We start from the raw sequence: 25,635 nt of genomic DNA, 5'->3' as shown, positions 1-25,635 counted from the left end.
CGATGCTACCGGACACAGGTGGTGTCGGCGGGGGCGAATGGGCGGAGTCACCGGTCGATCGGCTGCCGGTACATCTCCAGCGCCGCCGCCGCCCGCGCCCGGATCGACTCGGACAATTCCGTCGGTCCGAGCACCTGCACGCCGGTCCCGAAGCCGGCCATCAACCGGGCCATCCACTCCTGCGACGCGTAGCGCATCGACGCCTCGACGGAGCCGTCCGCCCGCACCACCACGTCGGTCATCGGGTAGTAGTCCATCACCCACGCGTGGTCGGGGGCGATCAGCAGCCGCGCCCGCGGCAGCGTGCCGTCGTCGTGGAACAGGTCGAGCGACGCCGACTCGGCGTACGCCCCCTCGGGGGCGCGTGCGGGCTCGTCGAGTTCCGTGGCCGCGTCGATGCGGTCGAAGCGGAACAGCCGCACCCCGTCCGCGTGCCGGCACCACGCCTGCAGGTAGCTGTGATTGTCGACGAGCACGACCCGGATCGGGTCGACGGTACGGCGGGTCACCGCGTCCCGGGACGCCGAGAAGTAGGTGATGTCGAGGGCATGTCCCTGTCGTACCGCGGACCGCACCGTCGCGACCACCGGGCTCTCCGGTTCGGGGTCGCCGCCGGCGTTCGTCACCACCCCGCCGGCCGCGACCCCGGCGGCGGATTCGATCTTCGCGATCGCTCCCTGCACCGACGACGGGTCAGCGGTGCCCGGCAGCTCGACCAGTGCCCGCAGCGCGATCAACAGCGCCGTCGCCTCGGTGGACGTCAGCCGCAGCGGCCGGTCGATCCCGGCCGAGAAGGTGACCTCGACGGTCTCCTCCTCGAACGACAGGTCGATCAGGTCGCCGGGGCCGTATCCGGGCAGGCCGCAGACCCACAACTGGTTCAGGTCGGTCTGCAGCTGCGCGACCGTGACCCCGAGCTCGGCCGCCGCCTCCACCTTCGTGATGCCGGGGTTCGCGACGAAGTACGGGACCATGTTCAGCAGTCGGGACAGCCGCTGCGACAACCGCTGGCTCATCGGGTCTCCCCCGCCGCCACGGTCAACCGGGCGATCACGTCGTCGCGCAGGCCGTCCGGTGCCAGCACGACGGCGTCCTCTCCGTATCCGGCGATCAGCCGCGACAGCCATTCCCGGGACCGCACCGGTACCTCGAGCAGGGTGCCGGTGCGGCCGGCGATGTCGCCGGGCGACGTGGCATGGCCGAGTCGGCGCAGCTCCTGGGCGCGGCCGTCGCGTACCCACACGGTCGCCGTTCCGGAGACACCGGCCGTGCCGACCGTTCGGGCGACGACGGCCCGCAGGTCCGTACCGGCCGGCTTGTGCACCGCGCCGGCGGGACCGAACGCGGTCACCGGCTCACCGATCCGCGACAGCCGGAACGTGCGGGTCGCCTGCCGGTCGCGGTCGTGCCCGACCAGGTACCAGCGCCCGTCGTGGGTGACCACACCCCACGGTTCGACCGTGCGGGTGACGAACGGCGCATTCGCGGCGGAGCGGTGCTCGAACCGAATCGCGCGGCCCGCCTCGAGCGCCGCGAGCACCTGCTCGAGCACCGGTTCCGAGCCGCGGATCCGCGCCGGCAGCGCGGTGAACAGCGCCGACGCGGACTCCTGGTCGACGACGACACCGGCGGCTCGCAGCTTCAGGACCGCGCCCTGCGCGGCCGCCGTCAGCTCGGGTGATTCGAGCAACCGGACCGCGATCGCGACCGCGGCGGACTCCTCACTGGTCAGGTCGATCTCCGGCAGTGCGTAGGCCTCCGGGCTGATCCGATAGCCCTCGATCGTCCCGAACCGCGACGCCTGGCCGGTCTCGAGCGGCACGCCGAGGTCCCGCAGCTCGTTCTTGTCCCGCTCGAACATGCGGCTGAACGCCTCGTCGCTCGCCGACTCCTCGTAGCCGGCCACGCTCTGACGGATCTTCTCCGCCGTCAGGAACTGCCGGGTCGAGAGCAGGCAGATGACGAGGTTCATCAGCCGCTCGACTTTGCTGGTCGCCACGGTGCAGCAGCCTAACGGCAGGGCCCCTACATCGAGGCGATCAGCCGTTCGACGCGCTCGTCGACGGCCCGGAACGGGTCCTTGCACAGCACCGTCCGCTGGGCCTGGTCGTTGAGCTTGAGGTGTACCCAGTCGACGGTGAAGTCCCGGCCCGCGTCCTGCGCGGCCGCGATGAAGTCGCCCCGCAGCTTGGCGCGGGTCGTCTGCGGCGGCGTGTTCACCGCCGCGTCGATCTGGTCGTCCTCGGTGACCCGCTTGGCGAGTCCCTTGCGCTGCAGCAGGTCGAACACGCCGCGACCCCGTTTGATGTCGTGGTACGCGAGGTCGAGCTGCGCGATCCTGGGGTCGGACAACTCGAGGTTGTGCTTGTCCTGGTAGCGCTGGAACAGCTTGCGCTTCATCACCCAGTCGACCTCGGTGTCGACCTTCGCGAAGTCCTGCGACTCGACGGCGTCGAGCACCCGCCCCCACAGCTCGACGACCTGCGCGACCTGCGGGTCGGGTTCCCGGTTGTGCAGGTGTTCGACGGCCCGCGCGTGGTACTCACGCTGGATGTCGAGCGCACTGGCCTGGCGCCCGCCGGCGAGGCGGACCGGGCGTCGGCCAGTCAGGTCGTGACTGACCTCCCGGATCGCGCGGATCGGGTTGTCGAGTGCGAAGTCGCGGAACGAGACGCCGGCCTCGATCATCTCCAGGACCAGCGCCGCGCTGCCGACCTTGAGCATCGTGGTGGTCTCGGACATGTTCGAGTCGCCGACGATGACGTGCAGCCGGCGGTACTTCTCGGCGTCGGCGTGCGGCTCGTCGCGCGTGTTGATGATCGGCCGGGACCGGGTGGTGGCGGACGAGACGCCCTCCCAGATGTGCTCGGCTCGCTGCGACAGGCAGAAGGTCGCCGACTTCGGGGTCTGCAGCACCTTGCCCGCGCCGCAGATGAGTTGCCGGGTGACCAGGAACGGCAGCAACACGTCCGAGATGCGGGAGAACTCGCCTGCCCGGACCACGAGGAAGTTCTCGTGGCATCCGTACGAGTTGCCCGCCGAGTCGGTGTTGTTCTTGAACAGGTAGATGTCACCCCCGATGCCCTCTTCGGCCAGTCGCTGTTCGGCATCGACGAGCAGATCCTCGAGCACGCGCTCACCGGCGCGGTCGTGGGTGACGAGCTGGACCAGCCCGTCGCACTCTGCGGTGGCGTACTCGGGATGCGATCCCACGTCGAGGTACAGCCGCGCCCCGTTGCGCAGGAACACATTCGAGCTGCGACCCCAGGACACCACCCGACGGAACAGGTACCGGGCCACCTCGTCGGGGCTCAGGCGCCTGTGACCGTGGAAGGTGCACGTCACACCGAACTCGGTCTCAATTCCCATGATTCGCCGCTGCACACTTCGACAGTACAACGCCGCGGGCCTTCGCCACCGGGTTCGCGACGAGCGTTCTGTCCGTAGGGTGAGAACGTGGCCGAAGCGAGATCTTTCGCGAAGAATACCGACCGGATCGTCATGCGCCTGAGCGCCGATCTGCCGCCGTCGCGCCTGGATGCCGGCCTGCGCGCGCTGACCACCGCGGCCAACCACAGCGTCCTGTGGGCGGTTCTCGCCGCGGGGCTGGGCCTGTCCGGTCGCAGGGCCCGCCGGGCTGCGCTCCGGGGCATGCTCTCCGTGGCCGGCGCGAGTGCACTGTCGAACGCCGTCCTCAAACCGCTGCTGCCCAGAAGACGCCCGCCGGCGGGCACCCCCGAGTTCACGCTGCGGCGCGGCGTACCGATCCCCCGTTCGTCGTCCTTCCCGTCCGGCCACTCCGCGTCCGCCGCCGCGTTCGCCACCGGGGTCGCCCTCGAGTACCCGCTGGCCGGCGCCGCGGTCGCTCCCGTCGCGGCGGCGGTGGCGTACTCGCGCGTGCACACCGGGGTGCACTGGCCGTCCGACGTGATCGTGGGCGCGGCGGTGGGTGCCGCCGTGGCCCTCGGAACGCGCACCTGGTGGGCGGTCCGCGAGCAGGAGCCGGCCACTCTCGGCCGTCGGCGCCGGACGACGCCCCTGCCGGACGGTGACGGCATGATCGTCTTCGTGAACCCGGGCTCCGGTACCGAGGACGACCCGATCCGCGCGGAGGTCGAGGAACACCTCCCGCGCGCGGCCGTGGTCGAGTTCGATCCCGGCCGGGACTTCGGCGACCAGATCGACGACGTGGTCGCCGCCCGCGGCCCGGCCGCGCTCGGCGTGTGCGGCGGCGACGGAACGGTGGTCACGGTCGCGAACGCGGCCGTGCGGCACGACCTGCCGATCGCGGTGTTCCCCGGCGGGACGCTCAACCACTTCGCCCGCGACGCGGGGGTCGGCGACGTTTCCTCGACGGCGCAGGCGATCTCGGACGGCAGCATCGAGCTGGTCGACCTGGGCGCCGTCCGCGTCGACGGCGGCACGGAGACCGCGTTCGTCAACACGTCGAGCCTGGGCGGCTACCCGGACACGGTCCGGCTGCGGGAGCGGTGGGAACCCCGATACGGCAAGTGGCCGGCGGCCGCGGTCGCGATGACCCGTGTCCTCGCCTCGGCGCAACCGCTGACCGTGACGATCGACGGTGCCCGTCACTCGGTGTGGATGCTGTTCGTCGGCAACGGCCGGTACGCTCCCGCCGACCAGGTGCCGATGTCCCGGCCGGCCATCAACGAGGGCACCCTCGACGTCCGCTTCCTGCCCGCGGACCGTCGGTGGTCCCGGCTGAGGCTGGTCGGGGCGGCGCTGACCGGCACCCTCGCGACGTCGGACACGTACACGCAGCAGCGCGTTCCCGCGGTGTCCGTCGGCATCGTCGGCGAGCCGGTCGCGCTGGCGGCCGACGGCGAGGTTGTCGCCGACGGCCGCCGGTTCGAATTCCGGAGTGAGCCCGGGCGGGTGCTGCTCTACCGCCGGCCCTAGCCGGCGTCCCCGCCCGCGTCGGTGGTGTCCGTCGATTCGGTGTCCTGCGCGCCGGTGGCCTCGGTCGGTGTCGCGACGACCGGAAGCAAGGACTCCAGGGTGGACCCGGTCAGTCGACGGAAGGCACGTCGCGGACGGTTCTGGTCGAGCACCGCGACCTCGAGGGACTCGACGCCGATCCGGCGCCGTTCGGCCTCGCCGTTGCCCGGGTGCGCGGTGCCGATCTGCAGCGCGTCGACCGCCACCGCGACCGCCTTCGCGAGGGGCATGCCCTCCTCGTACGACGCCTTGAGCGCTGTCGCGATCGGTTCGGTGGCGCCGCCCATCACGACGAAGTGGTTCTCGTCGACGATCGACCCGTCGTAGGTTATCCGGTACAGCTGCGCGTGCCGCGGCTGTGCGACCCGTCCGACCTCCGCGACGCACAGTTCGACCTCGTACGGCTTCGGTTGCTCGGTGAAGATGGTGCCGAGCGTCTGCGCGTACGCGTTCGCGATCGAACGTCCGGTGACGTCGCGGCGGTCGTAGGAGTAGCCACGCATGTCGGCGTGCATGATGCCGGCGCGCCGCAGGTTCTCGAACTCGTTGTACTTGCCCACGGCCGCGAAACCGAGCCGGTCGTAGAGCTCGCTGACCTTGTGCAGCGACGACGACGGGTTCTCGGCGACGAACAGCACACCGTCCGCGTAGATCAGCGCGATCACGCTGCGGCCACGCGCAATACCCTTGCGCGCCAGCTCCGAGCGATCGCGCATGATCTGCTCGGCGGAGGCGTAGTACGGCATCGTCACGGCGTGTCACCTGCCTTCTCGGTGCGGTCGGCGATCACGGCCCGGGCGAAGTCGGCGAGCCGGTCCTCCGCGACGACCTCGGCGCCGTCGGAGGTGATCACGATCGCCGTCGGGTAGATCCCCCGGGTCAGGTCGGGACCACCGGTCGCGGAGTCGTCGTCCGCGGCGTCGTACAGCGCCTCGACCGCCGTGCGCAGCGCACCCGCCTCGTCGGCCGCGGGGTCGTGGATCTTCTTGAGCGACGACTTCGCGAACAGCGAACCCGACCCGACCGCGTGATAGCCGGCGCGTTCCTCGTACCGGCCACCGACCATGTCGTACGAGACGATCCGGCCGGCCTTGGCGGGCTCGGCGGTGTCCAGGTCGTATCCGACCAGCAGCGGCACCACGGCCAAACCCTGCATCGCCGCACCGAGATTGCCACGGACCATCGACGAGAGCCGATTGGCCTTGCCGTCGAACGTGAGCGGCACGCCCTCGATCTTCTCGTAGTGCTCGAGTTCGACCGCGAACAGCCGGACCAGTTCGATGGCGACGCCCGCGGTACCGGCGATCCCGGCCGCCGAGTAGTCGTCGGTGACGTACACCTTCTCGACGTCGCGGCTGGCGATCATGTTGCCCATCGTGGCCCGACGGTCGCCGGCGATCAGAACGCCTTCGGCGAAGGTCAACGCCACGATCGTCGTGCCGTGCGGGGCGATGTCCGCCCGCCCGTTCACCGGCTCACCCCTTCCTCCGGACAGTGGACCGAGATCGAATCGGTTCTCCGGCAAAAGCTCCGGCGCATGGGCACGCAGATGCTCCGTGAACGAGGACAGCTGCGAGTCGAACCGCAGCACCCCGCCCCCCGCCACCGAGCGCGCCGCCGGGGAATCCGGCGTCACTGGCCGCCCTTTTGCACGTACGCGCGCACGAAGTCCTCGGCGTTCTCCTCGAGGACGTCGTCGATCTCGTCGAGCAGATCGTCCGTGTCCTCCGCAAGCTTCTCCCGACGTTCCTGACCCGCGCCCGCGTCGCCGATGGCGGCATCGTCGTCGTCGCCACCGCCGCCGCGCTTGGTCTGCTCCTGCGCCATAGCCGCCGACCTCCTCGTTCTCGTGCACTGCACCTGCACACCAGTGTGCGCTCGTGCTCGGACCTTCACCCTACCGATCGGGACCGGCGGTCGGCCGATTCGCAGTCGTGTCGTGACTTTCGGGTCACGTGGTCAGCTGATCGACCAGGTCGGCCGCCGAATCCGCGGCCTCGAGCAACGCTCCGACGTGCGCCTTGCTGCCGCGCAGCGGCTCCAGAGTCGGGATCCGGACGAGGGAGTCACGACCCAGATCGAAGATCACCGAGTCCCAGCTCGCGGCCGCGATGTCGGCTCCGAACCGCCGCAGGCACTCGCCACGGAAATAGGCCCGGGTGTCGGTCGGTGGGTTGTGGATGGCGTCGAGAACGCTCTGCTCGGTGACCAGCCGTTCGATCGACCCACGCGCGACGAGGCGGTTGTACAGACCCTTGTCGAGTCGGACATCCGAGTACTGCAGGTCGAGCATGTGCAGCTTCGGCGCCGACCACGCCAGCCCCTCCCGGTTGCGGAAGCCCTCGAGGATCCGCAGTTTCGCGGGCCAGTCCAGCAGGTGCGCGCATTCCATCGGGTCGCGCTCGAGCAGGTCGAGCACGGTCGCCCACTTGTCGAGGATGTCGCGCACGCGGGGGTCGCCGGCCCCCTCCTGCTCGACGAACTTCGCGACCCGCTCCTGGTAGATCCGCTGCAGCGCAAGACCGGTCATCTCCCGGCCGTCGGCGAGGGCGACCGTCCGCCGCAGGGTCGGATCGTGGCTGATCTGGTGCACGGCCGTGACCGGCCGGGCCAGCTGCAGGTCGGACAGATCGACCCCGGCCTCGATCAGGTCGAGCACCAGCGCCGTCGTTCCGACCTTGAGGTACGTCGACCACTCGGCGAGGTTCGCGTCCCCGATGATCACGTGCAGGCGGCGGTACTTCTCGGCGTCCGCGTGCGGCTCGTCGCGGGTGTTGATGATGCCGCGCTTGAGCGTGGTCTCCAGACCGACCTCGACCTCGATGTAGTCGGCGCGCTGCGACAGCTGGAAGCCGGCCTCGTCGCCCGACTGCCCGATCCCGACCCGGCCCGACCCGGTGATCACCTGCCGCGACGCGAAGAACGGCGTCAGACCGGCGATGATCGCCGAGAACGGCGTCTCCCGCGAGCACAGGTAGTTCTCGTGGGTGCCGTACGACGCGCCCTTGCCGTCGACGTTGTTCTTGTACAGCTGCAGGCGCGGCGCACCGGGCACGCTCGACGCGTGCCGCGCGGCGGCCTCCATCACCCGCTCCCCCGCCTTGTCCCAGATCACCGCGTCGAGCGGGTCGGTCACCTCCGGCGCCGAGTACTCCGGGTGCGCGTGGTCGACGTACAGCCGAGCGCCGTTGGTGAGGATCATGTTGGCCGCGCCGACCTCGTCGGCGTCGATCACCGGGGCCGGACCGTTGAATCGCCCGAGATCGAATCCCCGGGCGTCCCGCAGGGGCGATTCCACCTCGTAGTCCCAGCGTGTCCGCTTGGCCCGAGGTACGCCGGCGGCGGCCGCGTATGCGAGCACCGCCTGGGTGGAGGTCAGGATGGGATTCGCCGTCGGCTCCGACGGGGAGGAAATCCCGTACTCGACCTCGATTCCGATGATCCGCTGCATGGCGTCGAGCCTAGAACGTCGGGCGGCACCACACGGAAGGCAGCGCCCGGGCCCGGCCGTGTCGGGGCGGTGTCGTGTGGTGAGGCGGGAGGGAAACCGGAGCCGAACTTTTGTGCCGATAAGTTGCGTTATGACATTATTGCAGGTGGTGGCGCGCACTGTCAGGGGACGATCACTCCTGGATTGCCTGCTGCGCTCGGCCCCGTCGAGACATCCGGGGCGCCTGCCGGTGGCACCCTCTCCCCTACCTCGACAGGCCCTGGACCTCGCTCGATGCCCGGTGGGGGCGGTTCACTCCGCCCCCACCGGGCCGCAGATGGGTTGTCGGTGCGCCGATTGGGTCTCGCTCCCGGTCGCGGGAAGCAGGACAACCAACCACCCGTTCGGCGACGCCCGGATGGCGAACGACGTTCGTCAGCCCCGGCAGTGCGGATTTCCCGGGAACGCCGGCACCCCGGCGCGACAGCCGACGTCGACGACCGCGTTCAGCCGAGCCACCGGATCGTGGATCTGGAGCGCCGGTACCAGGCCGTCGGTCACGAGTGCGGCCTTGACGTCCGGGGTGGTCGCACGCTGGTCGAGGGTGCCCCGTTCTCGCGCGAACGCGACGAGTTCGTCGTAGGCCATCGACAGCATCGCCTCGGTCGTGCGGTCCTCGGCGGCGAGCCCCGTGAAGTTCACTCCGGTCTCGTACTCGTGGCGGAGAGCGTGCGGACCCTGATCGCAGGTGGGCACGTTCAGGTCGATCCGAAACTCCGGCTGGTCCGGTCTCGGCGGTGTGATCGTGCCGGCGTCGGTGCAGACGTGGTGCGAGATGCGGTCACCGAGGGCGTGCAGGTAGATGCCGATCCTCGCGTTCCAGGAGTTGTCGCCGATCCAGGAGTCGAACTGCGACGACCGGACCGTGCCGGAGATGATCTGCTCCCCCGTCTCGTTGGTGAACGGGTAGGCGACCGGAGCCACCACCGCGTACGTGCCGTCGATCTGCGCGGGCTGTGGTGATCCGTAACACGTTGTGCCGGTGGCGTGGTCACCGTCGGGTCCGGGATCGGTGAAGCCGGCGGTGCACAACGGCGCGGCGCTGCCCGGCCCGGCCATGGCCCAGCGCCGCAGGTGCGTGAGCATCACCTCGTGTGCGGTGTCGTCGACGTCGGGGTGCAGCCCGTCCGGCAGCGGATCGAGCGGTCCACGCATCGTCGGCAGGAAGTGGAAGAGGAATCCGCCGGTGGCGAAGTGGGTGCGCACCAGTCCGCTGATGTCCTTCGTCGTGAGCGCATCGGCATCCGGTACGGGCCGGCCGTCGACCTCGCGCGGGACGAAGCTCCCGAGGTCGGTCGCCTCGTCGTACGCCGCGATCCAGTACGCGTCCTGCGCCGAGAAGCCGACGCTGCGAGCGATGATGTACGTCGAGTCGGTGTGCACGAGGCTGCGGCCCCCGAGCGGTCGCCGGAGCGTGAATCCGTAGGTCGCGAACGCCCCCAGACCGCAGAGCGGCACGTCCGGATCGTCGATCGGGCACTCGGGCGGCAGCGGTCCGCAGTTGTGCGGCGGTGCGCCGTTCTCGGTGTAGCAGACGTCCTCCGCGAACCCCTGCGCCGCGGGCGGCGGAATCGCGATGAATGCGGCGGCCACGAAGGTCAGCGCCACGCCGGCCAAACCCACTTCTCGACTGAGTGTTCTCATCGAGCTGCGCCTCTCGGTGTGGCTGATGCGCGAATCCCAACGGTAACGCGCTACCGGCGCCGACGGGCCCGATTCGGCGGCCGAACGCTCACGATCCGCGCTCGAGACGACACTGCAGGTACTCGCTCGCGCGGATCCTCCGCAACACGGACCGCGCCGGCCACGGTGCCCACCGCGCCTCGGGGTCGCTCCCCCGGCGTGGCTCGGTCAGGCTCACCAGGTGTCCCCTGGTCGTGACGTCCACTCGGCCGGCGGCGAGCACGTTGCGTACCCAGTCGCTGTCCGGACCGTAGGTCAGCGCGAACCGGTAGCCGTCCCCGTACCGGAACACGTTGACCGGGGTTCGGTAGAGGCGCCCGCTGCGGCGACCGCGGTGCAGCACGATCGCGATTCCCGGGACCCAGCCCGCCAGCAGCAGCACCACGCGGTTCGTCACCACCCGGTTGAAGCGTGCCAGCCGCCGAGGAAGGGCCACGTCGCGAGCCTAACGCCGCGTGACACGATGAGGGAATGGATCAGATGCCCGGCGCGGGCGGCCCGGCCCGGGACGAGGTCGTCGCCGTGTACGACGGGCGCGGCCGGGTCACCGGTACCGCGGCGCGCTCGCGGGTGTACGCGGAAGGTCTGTGGCACGCCAGCTCCGGGGTGCTGCTGCGCTCGGCCGACGACAACCGGATCTACGTGCACCGCCGGTCCCCGGCGAAGGCCGTGTTCGGGGGCATGCACGACTGCCTCGCCGGCGGCGTCGTCGACCCCGGAGAGACGCCGCGGGACACCGCCGAGCGCGAACTCGCCGAGGAGCTGGGAGTCCACGGCATCACGCTCACCCCGCTCGCGCGCGTCGCCTGGGACGGCCTCTGGAACGGGAAACCGTTGCGCTGTCACCTGTTCGCGTTCGAGGGGCGTTGGGGCGGACCGATCGTGCACCAGGCCAGCGAGATCGTCGACGGCTGGTGGTGGACCGTCGAGCAGCTGCGTACCCACCTCGCCGATCCGACGTGGCCGTTCGTGCCCGACACCCGCGCCCTGCTGACCGACGTCGTCCTGTGAGCGCAGCGGGGTGGGCCGGAAGCGGCATTCCGCTTCCGGCCCATCCCGGCGGCCGTCCTACAGGTACTGACCGGTGTTCGACTCGGTGTCGATCGCGCGGCTGGCGCTGGCGTTCTTGCCGGTGACCAGCGTGCGGATGTAGACGATCCGCTCACCCTTCTTGCCCGAGATCCGTGCCCAGTCATCGGGATTCGTGGTGTTCGGCAGATCCTCGTTCTCCGAGAACTCGTCGACGATGGAATCGAACAGATGCTGCACGCGAAGACCCGGCGCACCGGTCTCGAGGACCGCCTTGATCGCGTACTTCTTCGACCGGTCGACGATGTTCTGGATCATCGCACCCGAGTTGAAGTCCTTGAAGTACAGGACCTCCTTGTCGCCATTGGCATACGTCACCTCGAGGAAGCGGTTCTCGTCGCTCTCCGCGTACATCCGATCGACGACCCGCTCGATCATCGCCTTGATGCAGAGCGCGTGATCGCCGCGGAACTCGGCGAGGTCGTCCGCATGCACCGGCAGGTGCTCGGTCAGGTACTTCGAGAAGATGTCCTGCGCGGACTCCGCGTCCGGACGCTCGATCTTGATCTTCACGTCGAGCCGGCCGGGACGCAGGATCGCGGGATCGATCATGTCCTCCCGGTTGGACGCACCGATCACGATGACGTTCTCGAGCCCCTCGACGCCGTCGATCTCGCTGAGCAGCTGCGGGACCACCGTCGTCTCGACGTCCGACGAGACACCGGACCCGCGGGTCCGGAAGATCGAGTCCATCTCGTCGAAGAACACGATCACCGGGGTGCCCTCGGACGCCTTCTCGCGGGCACGCTGGAAGATCATCCGGATGTGCCGCTCGGTCTCGCCGACGAACTTGTTCAGGAGCTCGGGTCCCTTGATGTTCAGGAAGTAGGACTTGGCCTCCTTCGCGTCCTGGCCCCGGGCCTCCGCGATCTTCTTCGCGAGCGAGTTCGCGACCGCCTTCGCGATCAGCGTCTTGCCACAGCCCGGCGGGCCGTACAGCAGGACGCCCTTCGGCGGTCGCAGGGCGTACTCGTGGAAGAGGTCCTTGTGCAGGAACGGCAGCTCCACCGCGTCCCGGATCTGTTCGATCTGCCTGCCGAGGCCACCGATGTCGTTGTAGTCGACGTCCGGCACCTCCTCGAGCACCAGGTCCTCGACCTCGGCCTTCGGGATCCGCTCGAACGCGTACCCGGCCTTGGTGTCGACGAGCAGCGAGTCACCGGGACGGAGCTTGCGGGTCGGCGAGTCGATGTCCTCGTCCTCCGGGTGCAGCGTGGTCTCCGACGCCGCGACCGCCAGCGGATGGGCGAGCCACACCACCCGCTCCTCGTCCGCGTGCCCGACCACCAGGGCGCGTTCCCCGTCGTCGAGGACCTCGCGCAACGCACAGATCTCCCCGATCCGCTCGAACGAGCCGGCTTCGACCACCGTGAGCGCCTCGTTGAGGCGGACCGTCTGACCCGGCTTCAGCTGCTCGGCATCGACGTTCGGGGAGCACGTCAGCCGCATCTTGCGGCCCGACGTGAACACGTCGACGGTCTGGTCCTCGTGAGCGAGGACGAGCACGCCGTAACCACTGGGCGGCTGACCGAGCCGGTCGACCTCCTCACGCAACGCGATCAGCTGCTGACGCGCCTCCTTGAGGGTGTCCATCAGCTTCGAGTTGCGGATCGACAGGGAATCCACCCGTGACTCGAGTTCACGCACCTGCTCGGGTGACTGGGCAAGTTGTCGGCGAAGTGCAGCGGCCTCGAGCTTGAGGGCTTCGAGTTCCGCCCTGGCAGCCAGCGAGTCCGGATTCTCTGTTGCGCTCATGTGCGGCTCCTCCCAGTTCGATCTATCAACGCTACCGCCGTGCGGACGAAACTGTGTTGCGACACTTGCGACATCGCACACTGTGGGATGTTCACCGAAATCCGAACCCGGTCCATCTCATGTTAGCCTCACCTACATTACTTGCCGACCAGGGAGAGGCCTCCTCGTGATCATCCGTACGTCTGTCATCGCCGCCGGAGCCGTCCTCGTCACCCTGGGCGTCACCGCGTGCGGCTCCGAGGACTCCGGCAACTCTGCGAGCGGGACCCCGTCGAGCACCACCTCGGTGGCTGCGACCAGCGCGAACGCGGTCGCCGCCCCGAGCGCCGAGGCGCTGAACGCGACGCTGACGACGTTCTTCGACCCGGCGGTCCCCGCAGCCGACAAGGTGGTACTGGTCGAGGACGGCGCCAAGCAGGCCGCCGTCCTCGACCAGTTCAACACCGTGCTCCAGGGCTACCCGCTGACCGCCGATGTCACCAAGGTCGCGACCGTCGACGACGACACGGTCACCGCCACCACCACGATCGCCGGACCGCACGGCGGAGCGCCCACCGACATCACGTTCGACGAGGTGAACGGCGAGTGGGTCGTCTCCGACGACGCCACCTGCACGATCCTCGGCATGGGCCGCCTCGCCTGCGTGAAGTGAGCGCCCCGCGCACTGTGAGTGGTCGTCACCCCTCGGGGTGACGACCACTCACAGTGCGTCAGCCCTTGCTGGGGCGCCGCTGCGGCTTCGGGGTGACCGTGCCCTCGGCGAGGCGCCGGGCGCTGACCAGGAACGCGGTGTGGCCCTGCATGCGGTGCTCGGGCCGCACCGCCAGCCCGACCACGTGCCAGCCGCGGACGATCGACTCCCAAGACCGCGGTTCGGTCCAGCACTCCTGTGCGCGCAGCGCCTCGACCACCGTCGACAGCTGCGTCGTCGTGGCCACGTACACGATCAGCACGCCACCCGGAACCAGTGCCTTCGAGACGGCGGGCAGGACGTCCCACGGCGCCAGCATGTCCAGCACCACCCGGTCCACGGTGCCGTGGACGTCGGCGTCGTAGTCGGCCAGGTCGCCGATCGTCAGGTCCCAGTTGTCGGGGCGCCCGCCGAAGAACGTCTCGACATTCCGGACCGCGTGCTCGGCGTGGTCCTCCCGGACCTCCCACGACGTCACCCGGCCCTCGGGCCCGACCGCACGCAGCAGCGAGCAGGTCAGTGCGCCCGATCCGGCGCCGGCCTCGAGCACCCGGGCACCGGGGAACACGTCGCCCTCGTGCACGATCTGCGCGGCGTCCTTGGGGTAGATGACCTGCGCGCCGCGGGGCATCGAGAGCACGTAGTCGACGAGCAGCGGCCGCAGCGCCAGGTAGGGGGTCCCGTTCGTGGAGGTGACGACGCTGCCCTCGGGGGTGCCGATCAGGTCGTCGTGGAGGATGCCGCCCCGGTGGGTGTGGAACTCCTTGCCCGGCTCGAGCACCACCGTGTACTTGCGTGCCTTCGCGTCGGTGAGCTGGACGCGGTCGCCGACCCGGAACGGTCCGCTCGGACGACCCTGCAACGCTGACATTTCTCGCTACTCCTCTGCTGTTGTGCTCCGGCGACCCGTGCGCCGACCCCCGACAACCGTGCACCCGTGCCGGCCCGCCGGCGTGTCGGGCCGTCCGCATACCCTGCCAGGTGTGAGCAGTCCCGTGACGACGCACCCCACCGAACCGGCCGCTGCCGTCGATGCGAGGCGACCTCGGTCGCGGCCCGCGCTGTCCCCGTCCCGCGCCGGCGACTTCAAGCAGTGCCCGCTGCTGTACCGGTTCCGGGCCGTGGACCGGTTGCCCGAGAAGCAGTCGAAGGCGCAGGTGCGCGGCACCGTCGTGCACGCCGCCCTAGAGGCGCTGTACGCGCTCCCCGCCGCCGAGCGCCACGTCCGGACGGCGGTCACGCTGGTCGGACCGGCGTGGGAGCGGGTCCTGGCGGAGCGTCCCGAGGCGACCGATGCCGTCCCCGAGGCCGAGCTCGACCAGCTCCTCGCCGAGGCGCGCCGGCTCGTCGAGGCCTACTACCTCCTCGAGGACCCCACCCGGTTCGACCCGGAGTCGTGCGAGCACCGGATCGAGACGGACCTCGACGACGGCGTCCCGCTGCGCGGGTTCGTGGACCGGATCGATGTCGCGCCGACCGGCGAATTGCGGGTCGTCGACTACAAGACCGGGCGGGCGCCGGGCGACGGCTTCGAGCAGGGCGCGCTGTTCCAGATGAAGTTCTATGCGCTGATGCTGCTGCAGTCCCGCGGCGTGGTGCCGGCGCAATTGCGCCTGCTGTATCTCGCCGACCGCGAAATTCTCACGTACACACCGGATCACGACGAGCTGCGCCGCTTCGAGCGGACGGTCGGTGCGCTCTGGCGGGCGATTCTGGTGGCCGGAGAGACCGGGGACTTCGCGCCCAACCCCGGCCGCATGTGCAAATTCTGCGACCACCGAGATGTGTGCCCCGCATTCGGCGGCACCCCGCCGCCCTATCCGGGCTGGCCACAGGAAAGCGAGGAGTTGCCCGGTGAGTGACCGGTCCTATTTCGTTCCACTGGAACCACTGCCGGACGGAACCGAACGGTTTCAGCCCTCCCCCCACACGATGAGCACCTGGGCGGACGACATGCAGCACGGTTCCCCGCCGTCCGCGCTGCTGGCCCGGGCGTTGCGACGCCTGGAGGCCCGTCCCGACACCCGGCTCTCGCGCGTCGTGATCGAGATCCTCGGTCCGGTGCCGCTGACGGAGATTCGGGTGCGCTCGTGGATCGAGCGGCCCGGTCGCCGGATCGAACTCGTCGTCGCCGAACTCGTCGCGGCCGGGCCCGACGGGTCGTGGCGCGCCGTCGCCCGGGGCACCGGCTGGCGCCTTCAGACGGCGGACACCACCTCGATAGCACGCCCCGCGGACCCGGCCATGCCCCCGCGCTCCGGCGAGCGGGCACCGCTGCCGGACAACACCTTCTGGCGAACCGGCTTCGTCGATTCGGTGGAGTGGGCGTGGCTCACCCCGTTCGGGTCTCCCGGTGTCGGGCACGCCTGGGGGCGGCCGGAGCCGGTGCTGGTGGAGGGCGAGCCCCTCGACCCGGTCGATCGGCTCTTCCTGATCGCCGACACCGCCAACGGGGTCGGTACCAAGCTGGACCCGGTGCACTGGACGTTCCTCAACACCGACGTGACCGTGCACATCTTCCGCGTCCCCTCCGGCGACTGGATTGGGGTGTCGGCCGAGACGTCCTACGGCCCGGACGGGATAGCGATGTCGTCGGGCGTGCTGCACGACGACGCGGGCCCGGTCGCCCGGGTCACGCAGACCGTGCAGGTCCGGGCACGGTAGCGGGCGAGACGGCCCGGCCGCGCGCACCCCTGCGCGGCCGGGCCGTCCGTCACCGCACCCCGTCGTCTGCCGGATCGAAGGCGCTCGCGAGGATCGCTCGCGACTCCTCCTGCCCGTCGAGAATGCGGCTGGTCCGCGACGTGACCCGCCATCCGTCCACGGTGCGGATCAGCTCCCATCGGTTGGCCGTGACCCGGCTGACCTGGTAGCCGCTCCCGTCGGGCAGGCGGAGGATCAGCTGGGTGTGGCACACCGCGACGGCGGTGTCGCCGTCGACGGTGATGTGCGCCGGACTCATGACGTGCCCACACCCGTGCTGGATGAAGCCCTGATGCGGGTGCGTCCGGACCATGTTCGCGATCTCGTGCCTGCCGTCCATCCGGCCGGTGTCGACGTCGTAGACGCCGTCCTCCGTCCAGAGGCCGGCGACCACGGCGGCCAGGCCGCTGTCGACGCTCGGGCCGTAGGAGTACATCAGTCGCATGATCGCGTTGTGGTCCTCGAGCACCCGAACGCGCTGTTCGAGGCTGCGCATCCACGAGCCGCCATCCACCGGACCTTCACTCGTGGTCATCGGCGGCCCATCATCGCGCGGGCCTCGGCGGACGCCGACCGGACGATCTCTGCGCGGGGGAATCCGGCACGGCCGGCGGCCAGCGCGTGGTTGCCGCCCGCGACCCGGATCGGGCCGTCGGAGAGATGGTCGAGGCCCTCGCGGGCGACCGCGTACGGATCCGCCGCGTCGAGCCCGGGCAGATCGAAGTCGAGGCCGGCTCGCTCCATCGCCGGCGTCCGGGTGACACCGAGCACCAGGTGGAGCACGTCGACGCCGTGGCCGGCCATCTCCAACCAGAGTCCCTCGGCGAAGACGCGACCGAATGCCTTCGCCGCCGCGTAGATGCTCATGTGCTCGGCGCCGACGAAGCCGGCCAGCGAGCCGAGCAGGATGATGCCGCCACGACCGCGCTCGCGCATCGGTGCGCCGAAGATCTGGGAGAGCTCGAGTTGGCGGTCGATGTTGAGCGTGAGCACCCGTCGGCAGGCGTCGAGATCACCGGTCACGAACTCGTGGCCGTAGGTGTTGGCGCCGGCGTTGAAGATCAGCAGCCCCACCTCGAGATCTGCGGTCGTCTCGCGGATCCGCTCGACCGCGTCATCCGCCAGCAGGTCGAGGGCGAGCGTCCGCACCTCGACGCCGTGAGCCCGCGCCGTTGCCGCGGTCTCCTCGAGCGGGCCCGGCTTGCGGGCGAGCAGCACGAGGTTGAGCCCGGCCATCGCCAGTTCCTCGGCGAACCCGGCGCCGACGCCCTCCGAGCCGCCGGCGACGAAGGCCCACGGGCCGTACTTGTCCTTGTCGATCATCGTTCTCTCGTTTCTTCCGGATCGGCGGTCAGTCGGGTACCGGGACGCGGCCGTCCACCGCGGCTGCGGCGATCGAGTCGCGCAGCGCGGAGCAACGACCCACGCGGGCGCCGCGCAGCGTCAGCGACGGATCGTCCCGGTACTCGGCGCAGACGGTGTCGGGTCGGGCGGTGTCCCACTGGACGCTGGTGTGCTCCCAGCTGTTCTTCTCCACGAGGACCCCGGCCCCGCAGCGCGCACAGTCGACGGGCTCCATCAGGCCGGCAACTCCGCGTCGGCGCGGCGAGCGAGGATGTCGGCGACCTCCCTCTTCCACGCCTCGACCGGTTTGGTGGTGTCGAGTTCGAACTCGAATCGGTCGACCATGTCGGGGGTGATGTCGGCGACGTCGACGTAGAACTGCTCGTACCACCGGCGCAGCTGGTAGACGGGGCCGTCCTCGTTGGTCAGCAGCGGGTTCTCGATGCGGGACTTGTTCTTCCAGATCTCGATGTCCTGCTCGAAGCCGACGCCGATGTAGCCGATCATCGCGTCGACCAGCTGATCGGCGAACTCGGCCGGAACCTGCTCGGTCTTCTTGACGGAGATGCCGTACATCAGCACGAACCGGTTCGGGGAGATCGGGTAGTGGCAGTTGATGAGCACGGCCTCCACGTCGTACCCGTCGTACCGGTAGACGAGATCGTCGATCATGAACGACGGCCCGTGATACGCCGCGACCGAGCGGTGACCGAGCAGCTTGGGGACGTCCGGGTCGGTCCACTCGGTGATGTCCTCACGACCCACGCCGGCCTGTTCCTGGATCGCGACGTGACCCTCGAAGATGTTCTTGAAATAGGTCGGGAACGAGTAGTGGACGTAGAAGAAGTGCGCCATGTCGACGACGTTGTCGATGATCTCGCGGCAGTTGGTGTCGATGACGATCGACTTCCACTGCCAGTCGGTCCACTCGGCGTCGTCGGTCCGCATGGCGGGGATCGCGACCTCCGGCGACGGCGGGTTGCCCTCCGGATCGTGCCAGACGAACAGCAGGTCGTCCTGCTCCGCGGACGTCCAGGCGCGGGTCCGGGCCAGCGGCGGAACCCGCCGTGCATAGGGAATGGCGGTGCACCTGCCGTTGCCGCCCCATCGCCAGTCGTGGAACGGGCAGGCGATCGAGTCGCCCTTGACCGAGCCCTGGCTCAGGTCGCCGCCCATGTGCCTGCAGTAGGCGTCCAGGATCTTGATCTCACCGCTGCTGTCGGCGAACACGACGAGCTTGGTACCGAAGGCCTCGACGGAGTGCGGTGCGCCGTCCTGGAATTCTTCGACCAGCCCCAGGCAGTGCCAGCCCCGCGCGAAGCGAGCGGGCGGTGTGCCCTCGTCGATGACGCGAACCTCGCCGTTTTCCTCGATGTCCACAGTGGTTCCTTTCGGTCGTCAGGCGCATTCACAAGGTTGGCCGCGGCCGGTCGATGTGATCTCCGTCGCCGCGTGAGGTGACCCTCCCAACCCGGCGAACCAGCCTCAATTCGCGCACCCGCTGACCGGAATAGATGCAGGTCAGCGGGTACGCGGGCAGGGTCGACCACCGCCTCGCCGTGCGGCGGTCCCACCGGGTGCACCGCCCGCGGGCCTCGGACCCCGGAGAACACGAACGGCCCCGACCACAGTGTGGTCGGGGCCGTTCGGCTGTCGGCTCAGAACGCCCGGCAGGTCCGGATGTCGGTGGCCAGGATCGCCTTCGCGCCGATCTCGGCAAGCCGGTCCATCATGTCGTTGCTGCCCTTGCGCGGCACCATCGCGCGAATGGCCACCCACTGCTCGTCCGCGAGCGGCGCAATCGTCGGCGACTGCAGACCCGGGGTGACGGCGAGTGCCTCGGGCAGCCGGTCCCGCGGGCAGTCGTAGTCGAGCATCAGGTACTGCTGGGCGCGCACGACGCCCTGCACGCGGGCGATCAACTGGTTGCGGGCCTTGTCCTCCGGGTCGGAACCGTCCCGCTCGATCAGCACACCCTCGGAGTCGCACAGCGGCTCACCGAAGGCGACGAGGTTGTGCTGGCGCAGGGTGCGGCCGGAACCGACGACATCGGCGATCGCGTCCGCGACACCGAGCTGGATCGAGATCTCGACCGCACCGTCGAGGCGGATGACCGTGGCCTCGACACCCCGGCGGGCGAGGTCGCTGCGCACCAGGTTCGGGTAGGACGTCGCGATCCGCAGACCGGCGAGGTCCTCGGGCGCCCAGGCCTTGCCTGCCGGGGCCGCGTAGCGGAAGCTCGACCGGCCGAAGCCGAGCGAAAGACGTTCGGTGACAGGCGCGCCCGAGTCCAGCGACAGGTCACGGCCGGTGATGCCCAGGTCCAGTTCCCCGGACCCGACGTAGATCGCGATGTCCTTGGGACGCAGGAAGAAGAACTCGACCTGGTTCACCTGGTCGAGGACGGTCAGCTCGCGGGAGTCGACGCGGCGGCGGTAGCCGGCCTCGGTGAGGATCTCGGCGGCGGATTCGGACAGGGAGCCCTTGTTGGGTACTGCGACGCGCAGCATGGTGTTCCTTCCTTCGAAGGCGGTCGGGGCCTCCGGGTGGTGAGACGACGGCAAGTCGGCGTGCTGCGACATCACAGATGTCGGTAGACGTCCTCGAGCTTCAGTCCGCGTCCGATCATCAAGACCTGCACCCAGTACAGCAACTGCGAGATCTCTTCGGAGAGTTGTTCGTCGCTCTGGTACTCGGCGGCGATCCACACCTCGCCGGCCTCCTCGATCACCTTCTTGCCCTGGGCGTGGACGCCGGCATCCAGCGCGGCGACGGTGCCGGATCCCTCTGGACGGGTGGCGGCACGCTCGGACAGCTCGGCGAACAACGCATCGAAGGTCTTCACGGGGCGCCATTGTTTCACAGCCTCTCACCGCCGCTGCGCTGCGGTCGCGCCGTGTCCCGTCGCCATCGGCGCACTCAACCGTCCCGCGCGGCGAGGGTCGGTGCGCTGGCGATCAGGGTGCGGGTGTACGGCTCGAGCGGACGCTCGTACACCTGCTCGGTGGGCCCGCACTCGACGATCCGGCCCGCCTGCATCACTGCGACCACGTCGCAGACGTGCCGGATCACGGCCAGGTCGTGGGAGACCAGCAACAGTGTCAGGTCGTGGTCGGCGACCAGCCGCGCCAACAGGTCGAGGACCTGGGCGCGGACCGAGACGTCGAGTGCGCTGACCGGTTCGTCGGCGACCAGAAACCGCGGCCTCGTGACCAGCGCGCGGGCTATCGAGATCCGCTGCCGCTGACCACCGGAGAACTGGTGCGGGTACCGCTGCGCCGAGTCGGGGTCGAGTCCGACCTCGACGAGCATCCGGCTCACGAGGTCGTCGGCGTCGGTCCGGTCGGTGAGCGGCTCGGCGACGATGTCGCGCACCCGCATCCGTGGGTCCAGTGAGCCCATCGGGTCCTGGAAGACGATCGAGACGTCGCGACGCAGGTCGGCGAGGTCCCGAGGCCGGGCGCCGACGATCTCCTGGCCCGCGACCCGGATCGAGCCGGTGCTCGGGGCGTCGAGGGCACACAACAGCCGGATCAGCGTCGATTTCCCCGACCCCGACTCGCCGACGATCCCGAACCGCTGACCGGCAGCGATGTCGAACGACACACCACTCAGGGCAGGCACCGGCTGCCGCCGACGACGCAGCGACTCGCGGGAACCACGGTAGGTGCGCGACAGGCCCCGTACCGCGATCAGCGGCGCGGGTCCGCCCTCGGACACCGGCTGCTCGTTGAACACGACCGGCGCACCGGAGGCATGCGCGGTGTCGGCCGACCGGCCGTGGCCGAGCCGGGATGCGTCGAGCAACGACCGTGTGTACGGGTGTTCGGGGTCGCCGAGCACCTTTCCGATCGGGCCGGCCTCCACGATCTCGCCGCCGCGCATCACCAACGCCCGGTCGCACAGCTGCGACACGACCGCGAGGTCGTGGGTGATCAGCAGCAGGGCGGTGCCGTGCTCGCGGACCGTGCCGTCGATCAGATCGAGGATCTGCGCCTGCACCGTGACGTCCAGCGCGGTGGACGGTTCGTCGCAGATCAGCAGCCTCGGACGGTTGGCCATCGCGATCGCGATCAGGACCCGCTGCCGCTGTCCGCCGGACAACTCGTGCGGATACGAGCGCGCGATCCGTTGCGGGTCGGGCAGATTCACCGCCGTCAGCAGATCGAGTACCACCGACCGCCGTTCCCGCCGTCCGAGGTCGCGGTGCAAGGCCAGCACCTCGCCGACCTGGTTGCCGACGCGCATCAGCGGGTTCAGTGCGCTCATCGGTTCCTGGAACACCATCGACACGTCGTCGCCGCGCAGCCGTGTCCACGCCCGCTCGGACAGGTCGAGCAGGTTGCCGTCGACGCCGTCGAGTCGCACCGACCCGGTCGCGGTGAGCTGGTCCGGCAACAGTCCCATCAGGTTCAATGCGGTCAGCGATTTACCTGACCCGGACTCGCCGATCAGGCCGAGCCGCTCCCCCGGTTCCAGGTGGAATCCGACATCGGCCAGCAGGGTCCGATCACCTGCCCGCACCCCGAGTCCGGACACCTCCAGCATTGGCGCGCTCACCGGACCAGCCTCGGGTCGAGTCGGTCCCGGAGCCCGTCGCCGAGGAGGTTGAACCCGAGCACGGTCACCGCGATCGCCAGCCCCGGCCACAGCATCACCATCGGCTGCAGATACAGGTACGGCTGCGTCTCCTGCAGCATCCGCCCCCAGGACGGAGTCGGCGGCGGGGTCCCGAAGCCCAGGTACGACAGCGCCGCCTCGGCGAGGACCGCGATCGCGAACGTCACCGATCCCTGCACGATCAGCGAACTCGAAATGTTCGGCAGCACATGGCGACCCGCGATCGACGCGGAGCCGCGTCCGCAGGCCCGGGCGGCGAGAACGTAGTCCTGTGCCATCACCCGGCGGGTACCCGCTCGGGCGACCCGCGCGAACGCCGGCGCCGCCCCGATACCCAGCGCCACCATCGCCGTGACGGTCGACCCGCCCCAGATCGCGGCGAACACGATCGCCAACAGCAACGCGGGAAACGCCAGCAGCACGTCGTTGCCGCGCATCAGGATTTCGTCCGGCACACCCGGCCGCATTCCGGCGCTCACCCCGACCGGGATCCCCAGGACGGCCGCGACCCCCACCGCGACGACACCGACGAGCAGCGTGGTTCGGGCACCGACCAGCAGGATGCTGGCGATGTCGCGGCCGAAGTCGTCGGTGCCGAGCCAATGTGCGGCGCTCGGCGACTGCAATCGCGCCGACGGATCCACGACCGTCGGATCGAACGGCGTCCACACGAGCGACAGCACCGCGGCGGCCACGACCAGCGCGACGAGCAGTCCGCCCACGACGAGCGTCCCCGGTAGCCGCCGTGTCACCGCACGCTCCGCAATCGAGTCGTCCATTGCTCCGCAACACGTGTCATCCATTGCTCCGCAACACGTGTCATCCATTGCTCCGCAACACGTGTCATCCATTGCTCCGCAATCGTGGATCGATCACCGTGTACGCCAGGTCGACCACCAGGTTGAGCACCAGCACCATCAGCACGAGCACCATCACGATCGACTGCACCTCGGCCATGTCGCGTTGACCGACCTTGTCGAGCAGCAGGCTGCCGAGGCCGGGTACCACGAACACCCGCTCGATCACGACCGCACCGATGAGCAGGGTGCTCAGTTGCACGCCGACCACGGTGACCACCGGAACCGCGGCGTTGCGCAGGCCGTGCCGCAGCAGTGCCCGGGTTCGGGTCAGGCCCTTCGCGCGGGCCGTGCGCAGGTAGTCCTCCCCCAGCTCGTCGAGCACCGCGGACCGCACATAGCGGGTGAGCACCGACCCCTGCACCAGACCGAGTGCCAGCGCAGGCAGCGTCAGGTAGGACAGGAACCCGCCGACGCCCTCGATCGGCGCCTGCCAGCCGCTGGACGGGAGCCACCCCAGCCCGACCGCGAACACGGTCGCGAGCAGCACACCGGCGAGGAACGCGGGAATGGCGATGCCGATCTGGCTGACACCGCCGATCAGCAGTGCGTCGGGTTTGCCTGCACGCATTGCGGCCGCGACGCCGAGGGGCAGGGCGACGACGAGCGCGACGACCATGCCGGCACCGACGAGCCACAACGTCACCTGCAGGCGGTCGAGGATCTCCGGGCCGACGGGCTGCCGGGTCAGGTAGGAGTTCCCCATGTCGCCGCGCAGCATCGCCCACACCCAGGTCGAGTACCGCTGCAGCGGAGACGCGTCCAGACCCATCGCGACCCGCTCCCGGGCGACATCGGCCTCGGATGCCTGCACTCCCAACGCGATCCGCGCCGGATCGCCGGGCAGGATCGAGAGCATCGCGAACACCAGCACCGACGCGAGGGTCACGGTCAACGCGAAGATGCCCAGCCGGCGGGCGATCGCCACCATCATCGCCGCTACCCCCGGCGCACCCGGGACACGTCCAGCGCGAGACTGGTCGCGTTGCGCGGCAGGCCGGTCAGGTCTGAATCCGCCACCACCAGAAGCGGGAACAGGAACAACCAGTCTGCGGCGGCGTCGTCGGTGATGGTGCGGGCCACCTCGCGCATCCGAGTGACACAGCCGGCGTCGTCGGCGGCGTCCGCCTCGGCGAGCAGTGCGGTCACCGCCGGATTGTCGTAGCCCCAGTAGAACTTCGGGTTGCCGAAGGTGACGATGTCGTGCGGCTCGACGTGCTGGATCACCGACATCTGGTAATCGTGCCGGGTGAACACCCGATCCAGCCACACCGCCGGGAACTCGACCGGGTTGATCTGCACCGCGAACCCGACCTGCTGCAGCTGGGACGCGACGACCTGAGCGGCCGCCGTCGCGTACGGCAGGTTCGGCACGTCGAAACGCACCGCCGGATGCGGCGCTCCGGCCTCGGCGAGAAGGGCGCGGGCCCGGTCCGGGTCGTACGGGTACACACCGGTCAGGTCCTCGTACCACGGGTCGGTCGGCGGCACCATCGACCCGATCAGCTGGCCGTACCCGGCATAGGCGGTGTCACGCACCGCCTTCCGGTCCACCGCGTACATCACCGCGCGCCGCACGCGGACGTCGTCGAACGGGGCGACGGCACCGTTCATCGACAGCACCACCTCGCCGTTCGTGGTGCCCTCGGTGACCCGATACCTCGGGTTGCCGGCGAACTGGCCGAGCAACTGTGGGGCGCCGAGGCTGTAGATGACGTCGACACCGCCGCTGAGCAGCGCGTTGGCCTGCGCGGTGGCGTCCGCGAAGTAGCGCAGTCGGACGTGCTTCATCGCGGGAGCCGGTCCCCAGTATCGGGGGTTGGCGCCCAGCTGCAGCTCCGAGCCCGGATTCCACCGCGTCACGGTGTACGGACCGGTCCCGATTGCGGTGGTCGCCAGCTGCGCGACACCGGTCGGGCTGAACATCGCACCGACCGGGCCGGTCATCGCGAACAGCCACTCGTTGCTGGGCCGGCGCAACACCACCCGCGCGAGGTCGGGTCGCGGCGTCTCGACCCGGTCGACCACCGCCATCGCGGCGGGGCCGTTCGCCGTCCAGTCGGTCGTGACCCGCTCGATGCTGAACCTCACGTCCTCGGAGGTGAACGACGCGCCGTTGCTGAACACGACGTCGGGCCGCAGCGTGAACTCGTACACCGTGCGGTCCGGGCTGATCGTCCAGGAGGCCGCGAGGAGCGGGACGATCGCGCCTGCGTCGTCGAGCCGGACCAGGCCCTCGTACACGTTGTCGAGCAATGCCTGAGGGATCGCGGCGCCTGCCGTGCGGGTGAAGTCGAGGTTGTCGGGCTTCGCGGTCAACGCCACCGTCAGGGTGTCCGGCCCGCTGGTTCCGGACAGGCCCGCGCCGGCCGCGCACCCGCTGCTGACGAGGAGCGCGGTGGCGACGAGCACTGCCCGGAAGGGTGCACGAGCGCGCACCGTCA

At 69.8% G+C, this 25,635-nt stretch carries 26 protein-coding genes; 5 read left to right on the top strand and 21 right to left on the bottom strand.

The annotated features are described in order from the left end of the window. Positions 1–47 precede the first annotated feature (47 nt). The 3 genes from ABD951_RS05425 to pafA are packed head-to-tail and all read right to left on the bottom strand — an operon-like array spanning position 48 to position 3,384. Positions 48–1,016, bottom strand: a complete 969-nt coding sequence (locus tag ABD951_RS05425; RefSeq protein WP_345342723.1) for a helix-turn-helix transcriptional regulator — start codon at positions 1,014–1,016, stop codon at positions 48–50. Continuing rightward, positions 1,013–1,999, bottom strand: a complete 987-nt coding sequence (locus ABD951_RS05420; RefSeq protein WP_345342722.1) for a helix-turn-helix transcriptional regulator — start codon at positions 1,997–1,999, stop codon at positions 1,013–1,015. Before ABD951_RS05420 ends, ABD951_RS05425 begins: the two co-directional genes overlap by 4 nt. Positions 2,000–2,025: 26 nt before the next feature. Next, positions 2,026–3,384, bottom strand: a complete 1,359-nt coding sequence (pafA, locus tag ABD951_RS05415; RefSeq protein WP_345342721.1) for a Pup--protein ligase — start codon at positions 3,382–3,384, stop codon at positions 2,026–2,028. A gap of 117 nt (positions 3,385–3,501) precedes the next feature. Here pafA and ABD951_RS05410 point away from each other — a divergent pair, with 117 nt between their 5' ends. After that, on the top strand, positions 3,502–4,920 hold the full coding sequence (locus tag ABD951_RS05410) for a bifunctional phosphatase PAP2/diacylglycerol kinase family protein (protein ID WP_345342771.1): 1,419 nt from the start codon (positions 3,502–3,504) through the stop codon (positions 4,918–4,920). Here ABD951_RS05410 and prcA read toward each other — a convergent pair. From prcA to ABD951_RS05380, 6 genes are all read right to left on the bottom strand, one after another. After that, a complete protein-coding gene (prcA, locus tag ABD951_RS05405; RefSeq protein WP_345342720.1) occupies positions 4,917–5,711 on the bottom strand; it encodes a proteasome subunit alpha in 795 nt (264 codons plus the stop codon). The genes ABD951_RS05410 and prcA overlap by 4 nt on opposite strands. Next, the gene (gene prcB / locus ABD951_RS05400; protein WP_345342719.1) at positions 5,708–6,595 is read right to left on the bottom strand and encodes a proteasome subunit beta; all 888 of its coding nucleotides are present in this window, start codon (positions 6,593–6,595) and stop codon (positions 5,708–5,710) included. The genes prcA and prcB overlap by 4 nt, the downstream gene beginning before the upstream one ends. Continuing rightward, positions 6,592–6,786 (bottom strand): ubiquitin-like protein Pup, encoded by a 195-nt coding sequence (locus ABD951_RS05395; RefSeq protein ID WP_345342718.1) that lies wholly within the window; start codon positions 6,784–6,786, stop codon positions 6,592–6,594. Before ABD951_RS05395 ends, prcB begins: the two co-directional genes overlap by 4 nt. Before the next feature lie 124 nt (positions 6,787–6,910). Next, on the bottom strand, positions 6,911–8,410 hold the full coding sequence (dop, locus tag ABD951_RS05390; RefSeq protein ID WP_345342717.1) for a depupylase/deamidase Dop: 1,500 nt from the start codon (positions 8,408–8,410) through the stop codon (positions 6,911–6,913). A 414-nt stretch (positions 8,411–8,824) separates the two neighbouring features. Further along, on the bottom strand, positions 8,825–10,093 hold the full coding sequence (locus tag ABD951_RS05385; protein WP_345342715.1) for a hypothetical protein: 1,269 nt from the start codon (positions 10,091–10,093) through the stop codon (positions 8,825–8,827). A gap of 88 nt (positions 10,094–10,181) precedes the next feature. Beyond that, positions 10,182–10,568 carry a nitroreductase family deazaflavin-dependent oxidoreductase gene (locus ABD951_RS05380; RefSeq protein ID WP_345342714.1) on the bottom strand — a complete coding sequence of 129 codons (387 nt, stop codon included), beginning with the start codon at positions 10,566–10,568 and terminating at the stop codon, positions 10,182–10,184. 35 nt (positions 10,569–10,603) lie between these two features. Between ABD951_RS05380 and ABD951_RS05375 the strand changes: the two genes are divergently transcribed. After that, on the top strand, positions 10,604–11,143 hold the full coding sequence (locus ABD951_RS05375; protein ID WP_345342713.1) for an NUDIX hydrolase: 540 nt from the start codon (positions 10,604–10,606) through the stop codon (positions 11,141–11,143). Between the two features lie 57 nt (positions 11,144–11,200). Here the strand turns inward: ABD951_RS05375 and arc are convergent, their stop codons facing one another. Next, a complete protein-coding gene (gene arc / locus ABD951_RS05370) occupies positions 11,201–12,976 on the bottom strand; it encodes a proteasome ATPase (RefSeq protein WP_345342712.1) in 1,776 nt (591 codons plus the stop codon). 166 nt (positions 12,977–13,142) lie between these two features. Here arc and ABD951_RS05365 point away from each other — a divergent pair, with 166 nt between their 5' ends. Then, positions 13,143–13,628 carry a WKL family lipoprotein gene (locus ABD951_RS05365; protein WP_345342711.1) on the top strand — a complete coding sequence of 162 codons (486 nt, stop codon included), beginning with the start codon at positions 13,143–13,145 and terminating at the stop codon, positions 13,626–13,628. Between the two features lie 58 nt (positions 13,629–13,686). On the opposite strand, the gene ABD951_RS05360 is transcribed toward ABD951_RS05365, so the two are convergent. Further along, positions 13,687–14,538, bottom strand: coding sequence for a tRNA (adenine-N1)-methyltransferase (locus ABD951_RS05360; protein ID WP_345342710.1), 852 nt, complete (start codon positions 14,536–14,538; stop codon positions 13,687–13,689). A 112-nt stretch (positions 14,539–14,650) separates the two neighbouring features. Between ABD951_RS05360 and ABD951_RS05355 the strand changes: the two genes are divergently transcribed. Both ABD951_RS05355 and ABD951_RS05350 read left to right on the top strand, forming a co-directional pair. Next, positions 14,651–15,529 carry a RecB family exonuclease gene (locus tag ABD951_RS05355; RefSeq protein WP_425569783.1) on the top strand — a complete coding sequence of 293 codons (879 nt, stop codon included), beginning with the start codon at positions 14,651–14,653 and terminating at the stop codon, positions 15,527–15,529. Then, a complete protein-coding gene (locus tag ABD951_RS05350; RefSeq protein WP_345342709.1) occupies positions 15,522–16,331 on the top strand; it encodes a thioesterase family protein in 810 nt (269 codons plus the stop codon). The genes ABD951_RS05355 and ABD951_RS05350 overlap by 8 nt, the downstream gene beginning before the upstream one ends. 49 nt (positions 16,332–16,380) lie before the next feature. Here ABD951_RS05350 and ABD951_RS05345 read toward each other — a convergent pair whose 3' ends face one another. The 10 genes from ABD951_RS05345 to ABD951_RS05300 form a co-directional block, all read right to left on the bottom strand. Next, entirely contained in the window at positions 16,381–16,905 is a 525-nt protein-coding gene (locus ABD951_RS05345; protein ID WP_345342708.1) for a nuclear transport factor 2 family protein, read from the bottom strand. Continuing rightward, positions 16,902–17,693: an SDR family NAD(P)-dependent oxidoreductase gene (locus ABD951_RS05340; RefSeq protein WP_345342707.1), complete on the bottom strand. Its 792-nt coding sequence runs from the start codon at positions 17,691–17,693 to the stop codon at positions 16,902–16,904. Before ABD951_RS05340 ends, ABD951_RS05345 begins: the two co-directional genes overlap by 4 nt. A 28-nt stretch (positions 17,694–17,721) precedes the next feature. Then, on the bottom strand, positions 17,722–17,949 hold the full coding sequence (locus tag ABD951_RS05335; protein WP_345342706.1) for a hypothetical protein: 228 nt from the start codon (positions 17,947–17,949) through the stop codon (positions 17,722–17,724). Next, the gene (locus ABD951_RS05330) at positions 17,949–19,094 is read right to left on the bottom strand and encodes a 3-ketosteroid-9-alpha-monooxygenase, oxygenase component (protein ID WP_345342705.1); all 1,146 of its coding nucleotides are present in this window, start codon (positions 19,092–19,094) and stop codon (positions 17,949–17,951) included. The genes ABD951_RS05335 and ABD951_RS05330 overlap by 1 nt, the downstream gene beginning before the upstream one ends. A gap of 278 nt (positions 19,095–19,372) precedes the next feature. Further along, the gene (hisG, locus tag ABD951_RS05325) at positions 19,373–20,224 is read right to left on the bottom strand and encodes an ATP phosphoribosyltransferase (protein WP_345342704.1); all 852 of its coding nucleotides are present in this window, start codon (positions 20,222–20,224) and stop codon (positions 19,373–19,375) included. 71 nt (positions 20,225–20,295) lie between these two features. Continuing rightward, entirely contained in the window at positions 20,296–20,559 is a 264-nt protein-coding gene (locus ABD951_RS05320; RefSeq protein WP_345342703.1) for a phosphoribosyl-ATP diphosphatase, read from the bottom strand. Between the two features lie 74 nt (positions 20,560–20,633). Beyond that, positions 20,634–22,262: a dipeptide ABC transporter ATP-binding protein gene (locus ABD951_RS05315; RefSeq protein WP_345342769.1), complete on the bottom strand. Its 1,629-nt coding sequence runs from the start codon at positions 22,260–22,262 to the stop codon at positions 20,634–20,636. Between the two features lie 8 nt (positions 22,263–22,270). Next, a complete protein-coding gene (locus ABD951_RS05310) occupies positions 22,271–23,113 on the bottom strand; it encodes an ABC transporter permease (protein ID WP_345342702.1) in 843 nt (280 codons plus the stop codon). Between the two features lie 64 nt (positions 23,114–23,177). Then, positions 23,178–24,125 carry an ABC transporter permease gene (locus tag ABD951_RS05305; RefSeq protein WP_345342701.1) on the bottom strand — a complete coding sequence of 316 codons (948 nt, stop codon included), beginning with the start codon at positions 24,123–24,125 and terminating at the stop codon, positions 23,178–23,180. Positions 24,126–24,130: 5 nt separating this feature from the next. Next, the gene (locus ABD951_RS05300; RefSeq protein ID WP_345342700.1) at positions 24,131–25,603 is read right to left on the bottom strand and encodes an ABC transporter substrate-binding protein; all 1,473 of its coding nucleotides are present in this window, start codon (positions 25,601–25,603) and stop codon (positions 24,131–24,133) included. Positions 25,604–25,635: the final 32 nt, after the last annotated feature.

This window comes from Rhodococcus olei, from assembly GCF_039540555.1.
Taxonomy (GTDB): Bacteria; Actinomycetota; Actinomycetes; order Mycobacteriales; family Mycobacteriaceae; genus Rhodococcus_G; species Rhodococcus_G olei.
This window is presented reverse-complemented; position numbering and strand designations above follow the sequence as displayed.

Bases quoted from the DNA above. Each gene is read 5' to 3' on its own strand.
- ABD951_RS05425 (WP_345342723.1), bottom strand. From the start codon at position 1,016: ATGAGCCAGCGGTTGTCGCAGCGGCTGTCCCGACTGCTGAACATGGTC.
- ABD951_RS05395 (WP_345342718.1), bottom strand. From the start codon at position 6,786: ATGGCGCAGGAGCAGACCAAGCGCGGCGGCGGTGGCGACGACGACGAT.
- ABD951_RS05345 (WP_345342708.1), bottom strand. From the start codon at position 16,905: ATGACCACGAGTGAAGGTCCGGTGGATGGCGGCTCGTGGATGCGCAGC.
- ABD951_RS05315 (WP_345342769.1), bottom strand. From the start codon at position 22,262: ATGCTGGAGGTGTCCGGACTCGGGGTGCGGGCAGGTGATCGGACCCTG.
- ABD951_RS05335 (WP_345342706.1), bottom strand. From the start codon at position 17,949: ATGGAGCCCGTCGACTGTGCGCGCTGCGGGGCCGGGGTCCTCGTGGAG.
- arc (WP_345342712.1), bottom strand. From the start codon at position 12,976: ATGAGCGCAACAGAGAATCCGGACTCGCTGGCTGCCAGGGCGGAACTC.
- ABD951_RS05410 (WP_345342771.1), top strand. From the start codon at position 3,502: ATGCGCCTGAGCGCCGATCTGCCGCCGTCGCGCCTGGATGCCGGCCTG.
- ABD951_RS05385 (WP_345342715.1), bottom strand. From the start codon at position 10,093: ATGAGAACACTCAGTCGAGAAGTGGGTTTGGCCGGCGTGGCGCTGACC.
- ABD951_RS05305 (WP_345342701.1), bottom strand. From the start codon at position 24,125: ATGATGGTGGCGATCGCCCGCCGGCTGGGCATCTTCGCGTTGACCGTG.
- ABD951_RS05310 (WP_345342702.1), bottom strand. From the start codon at position 23,113: ATGGACGACTCGATTGCGGAGCGTGCGGTGACACGGCGGCTACCGGGG.
- ABD951_RS05375 (WP_345342713.1), top strand. From the start codon at position 10,604: ATGGATCAGATGCCCGGCGCGGGCGGCCCGGCCCGGGACGAGGTCGTC.
- dop (WP_345342717.1), bottom strand. From the start codon at position 8,410: ATGCAGCGGATCATCGGAATCGAGGTCGAGTACGGGATTTCCTCCCCG.
- hisG (WP_345342704.1), bottom strand. From the start codon at position 20,224: ATGCTGCGCGTCGCAGTACCCAACAAGGGCTCCCTGTCCGAATCCGCC.
- ABD951_RS05340 (WP_345342707.1), bottom strand. From the start codon at position 17,693: ATGATCGACAAGGACAAGTACGGCCCGTGGGCCTTCGTCGCCGGCGGC.
- ABD951_RS05360 (WP_345342710.1), bottom strand. From the start codon at position 14,538: ATGTCAGCGTTGCAGGGTCGTCCGAGCGGACCGTTCCGGGTCGGCGAC.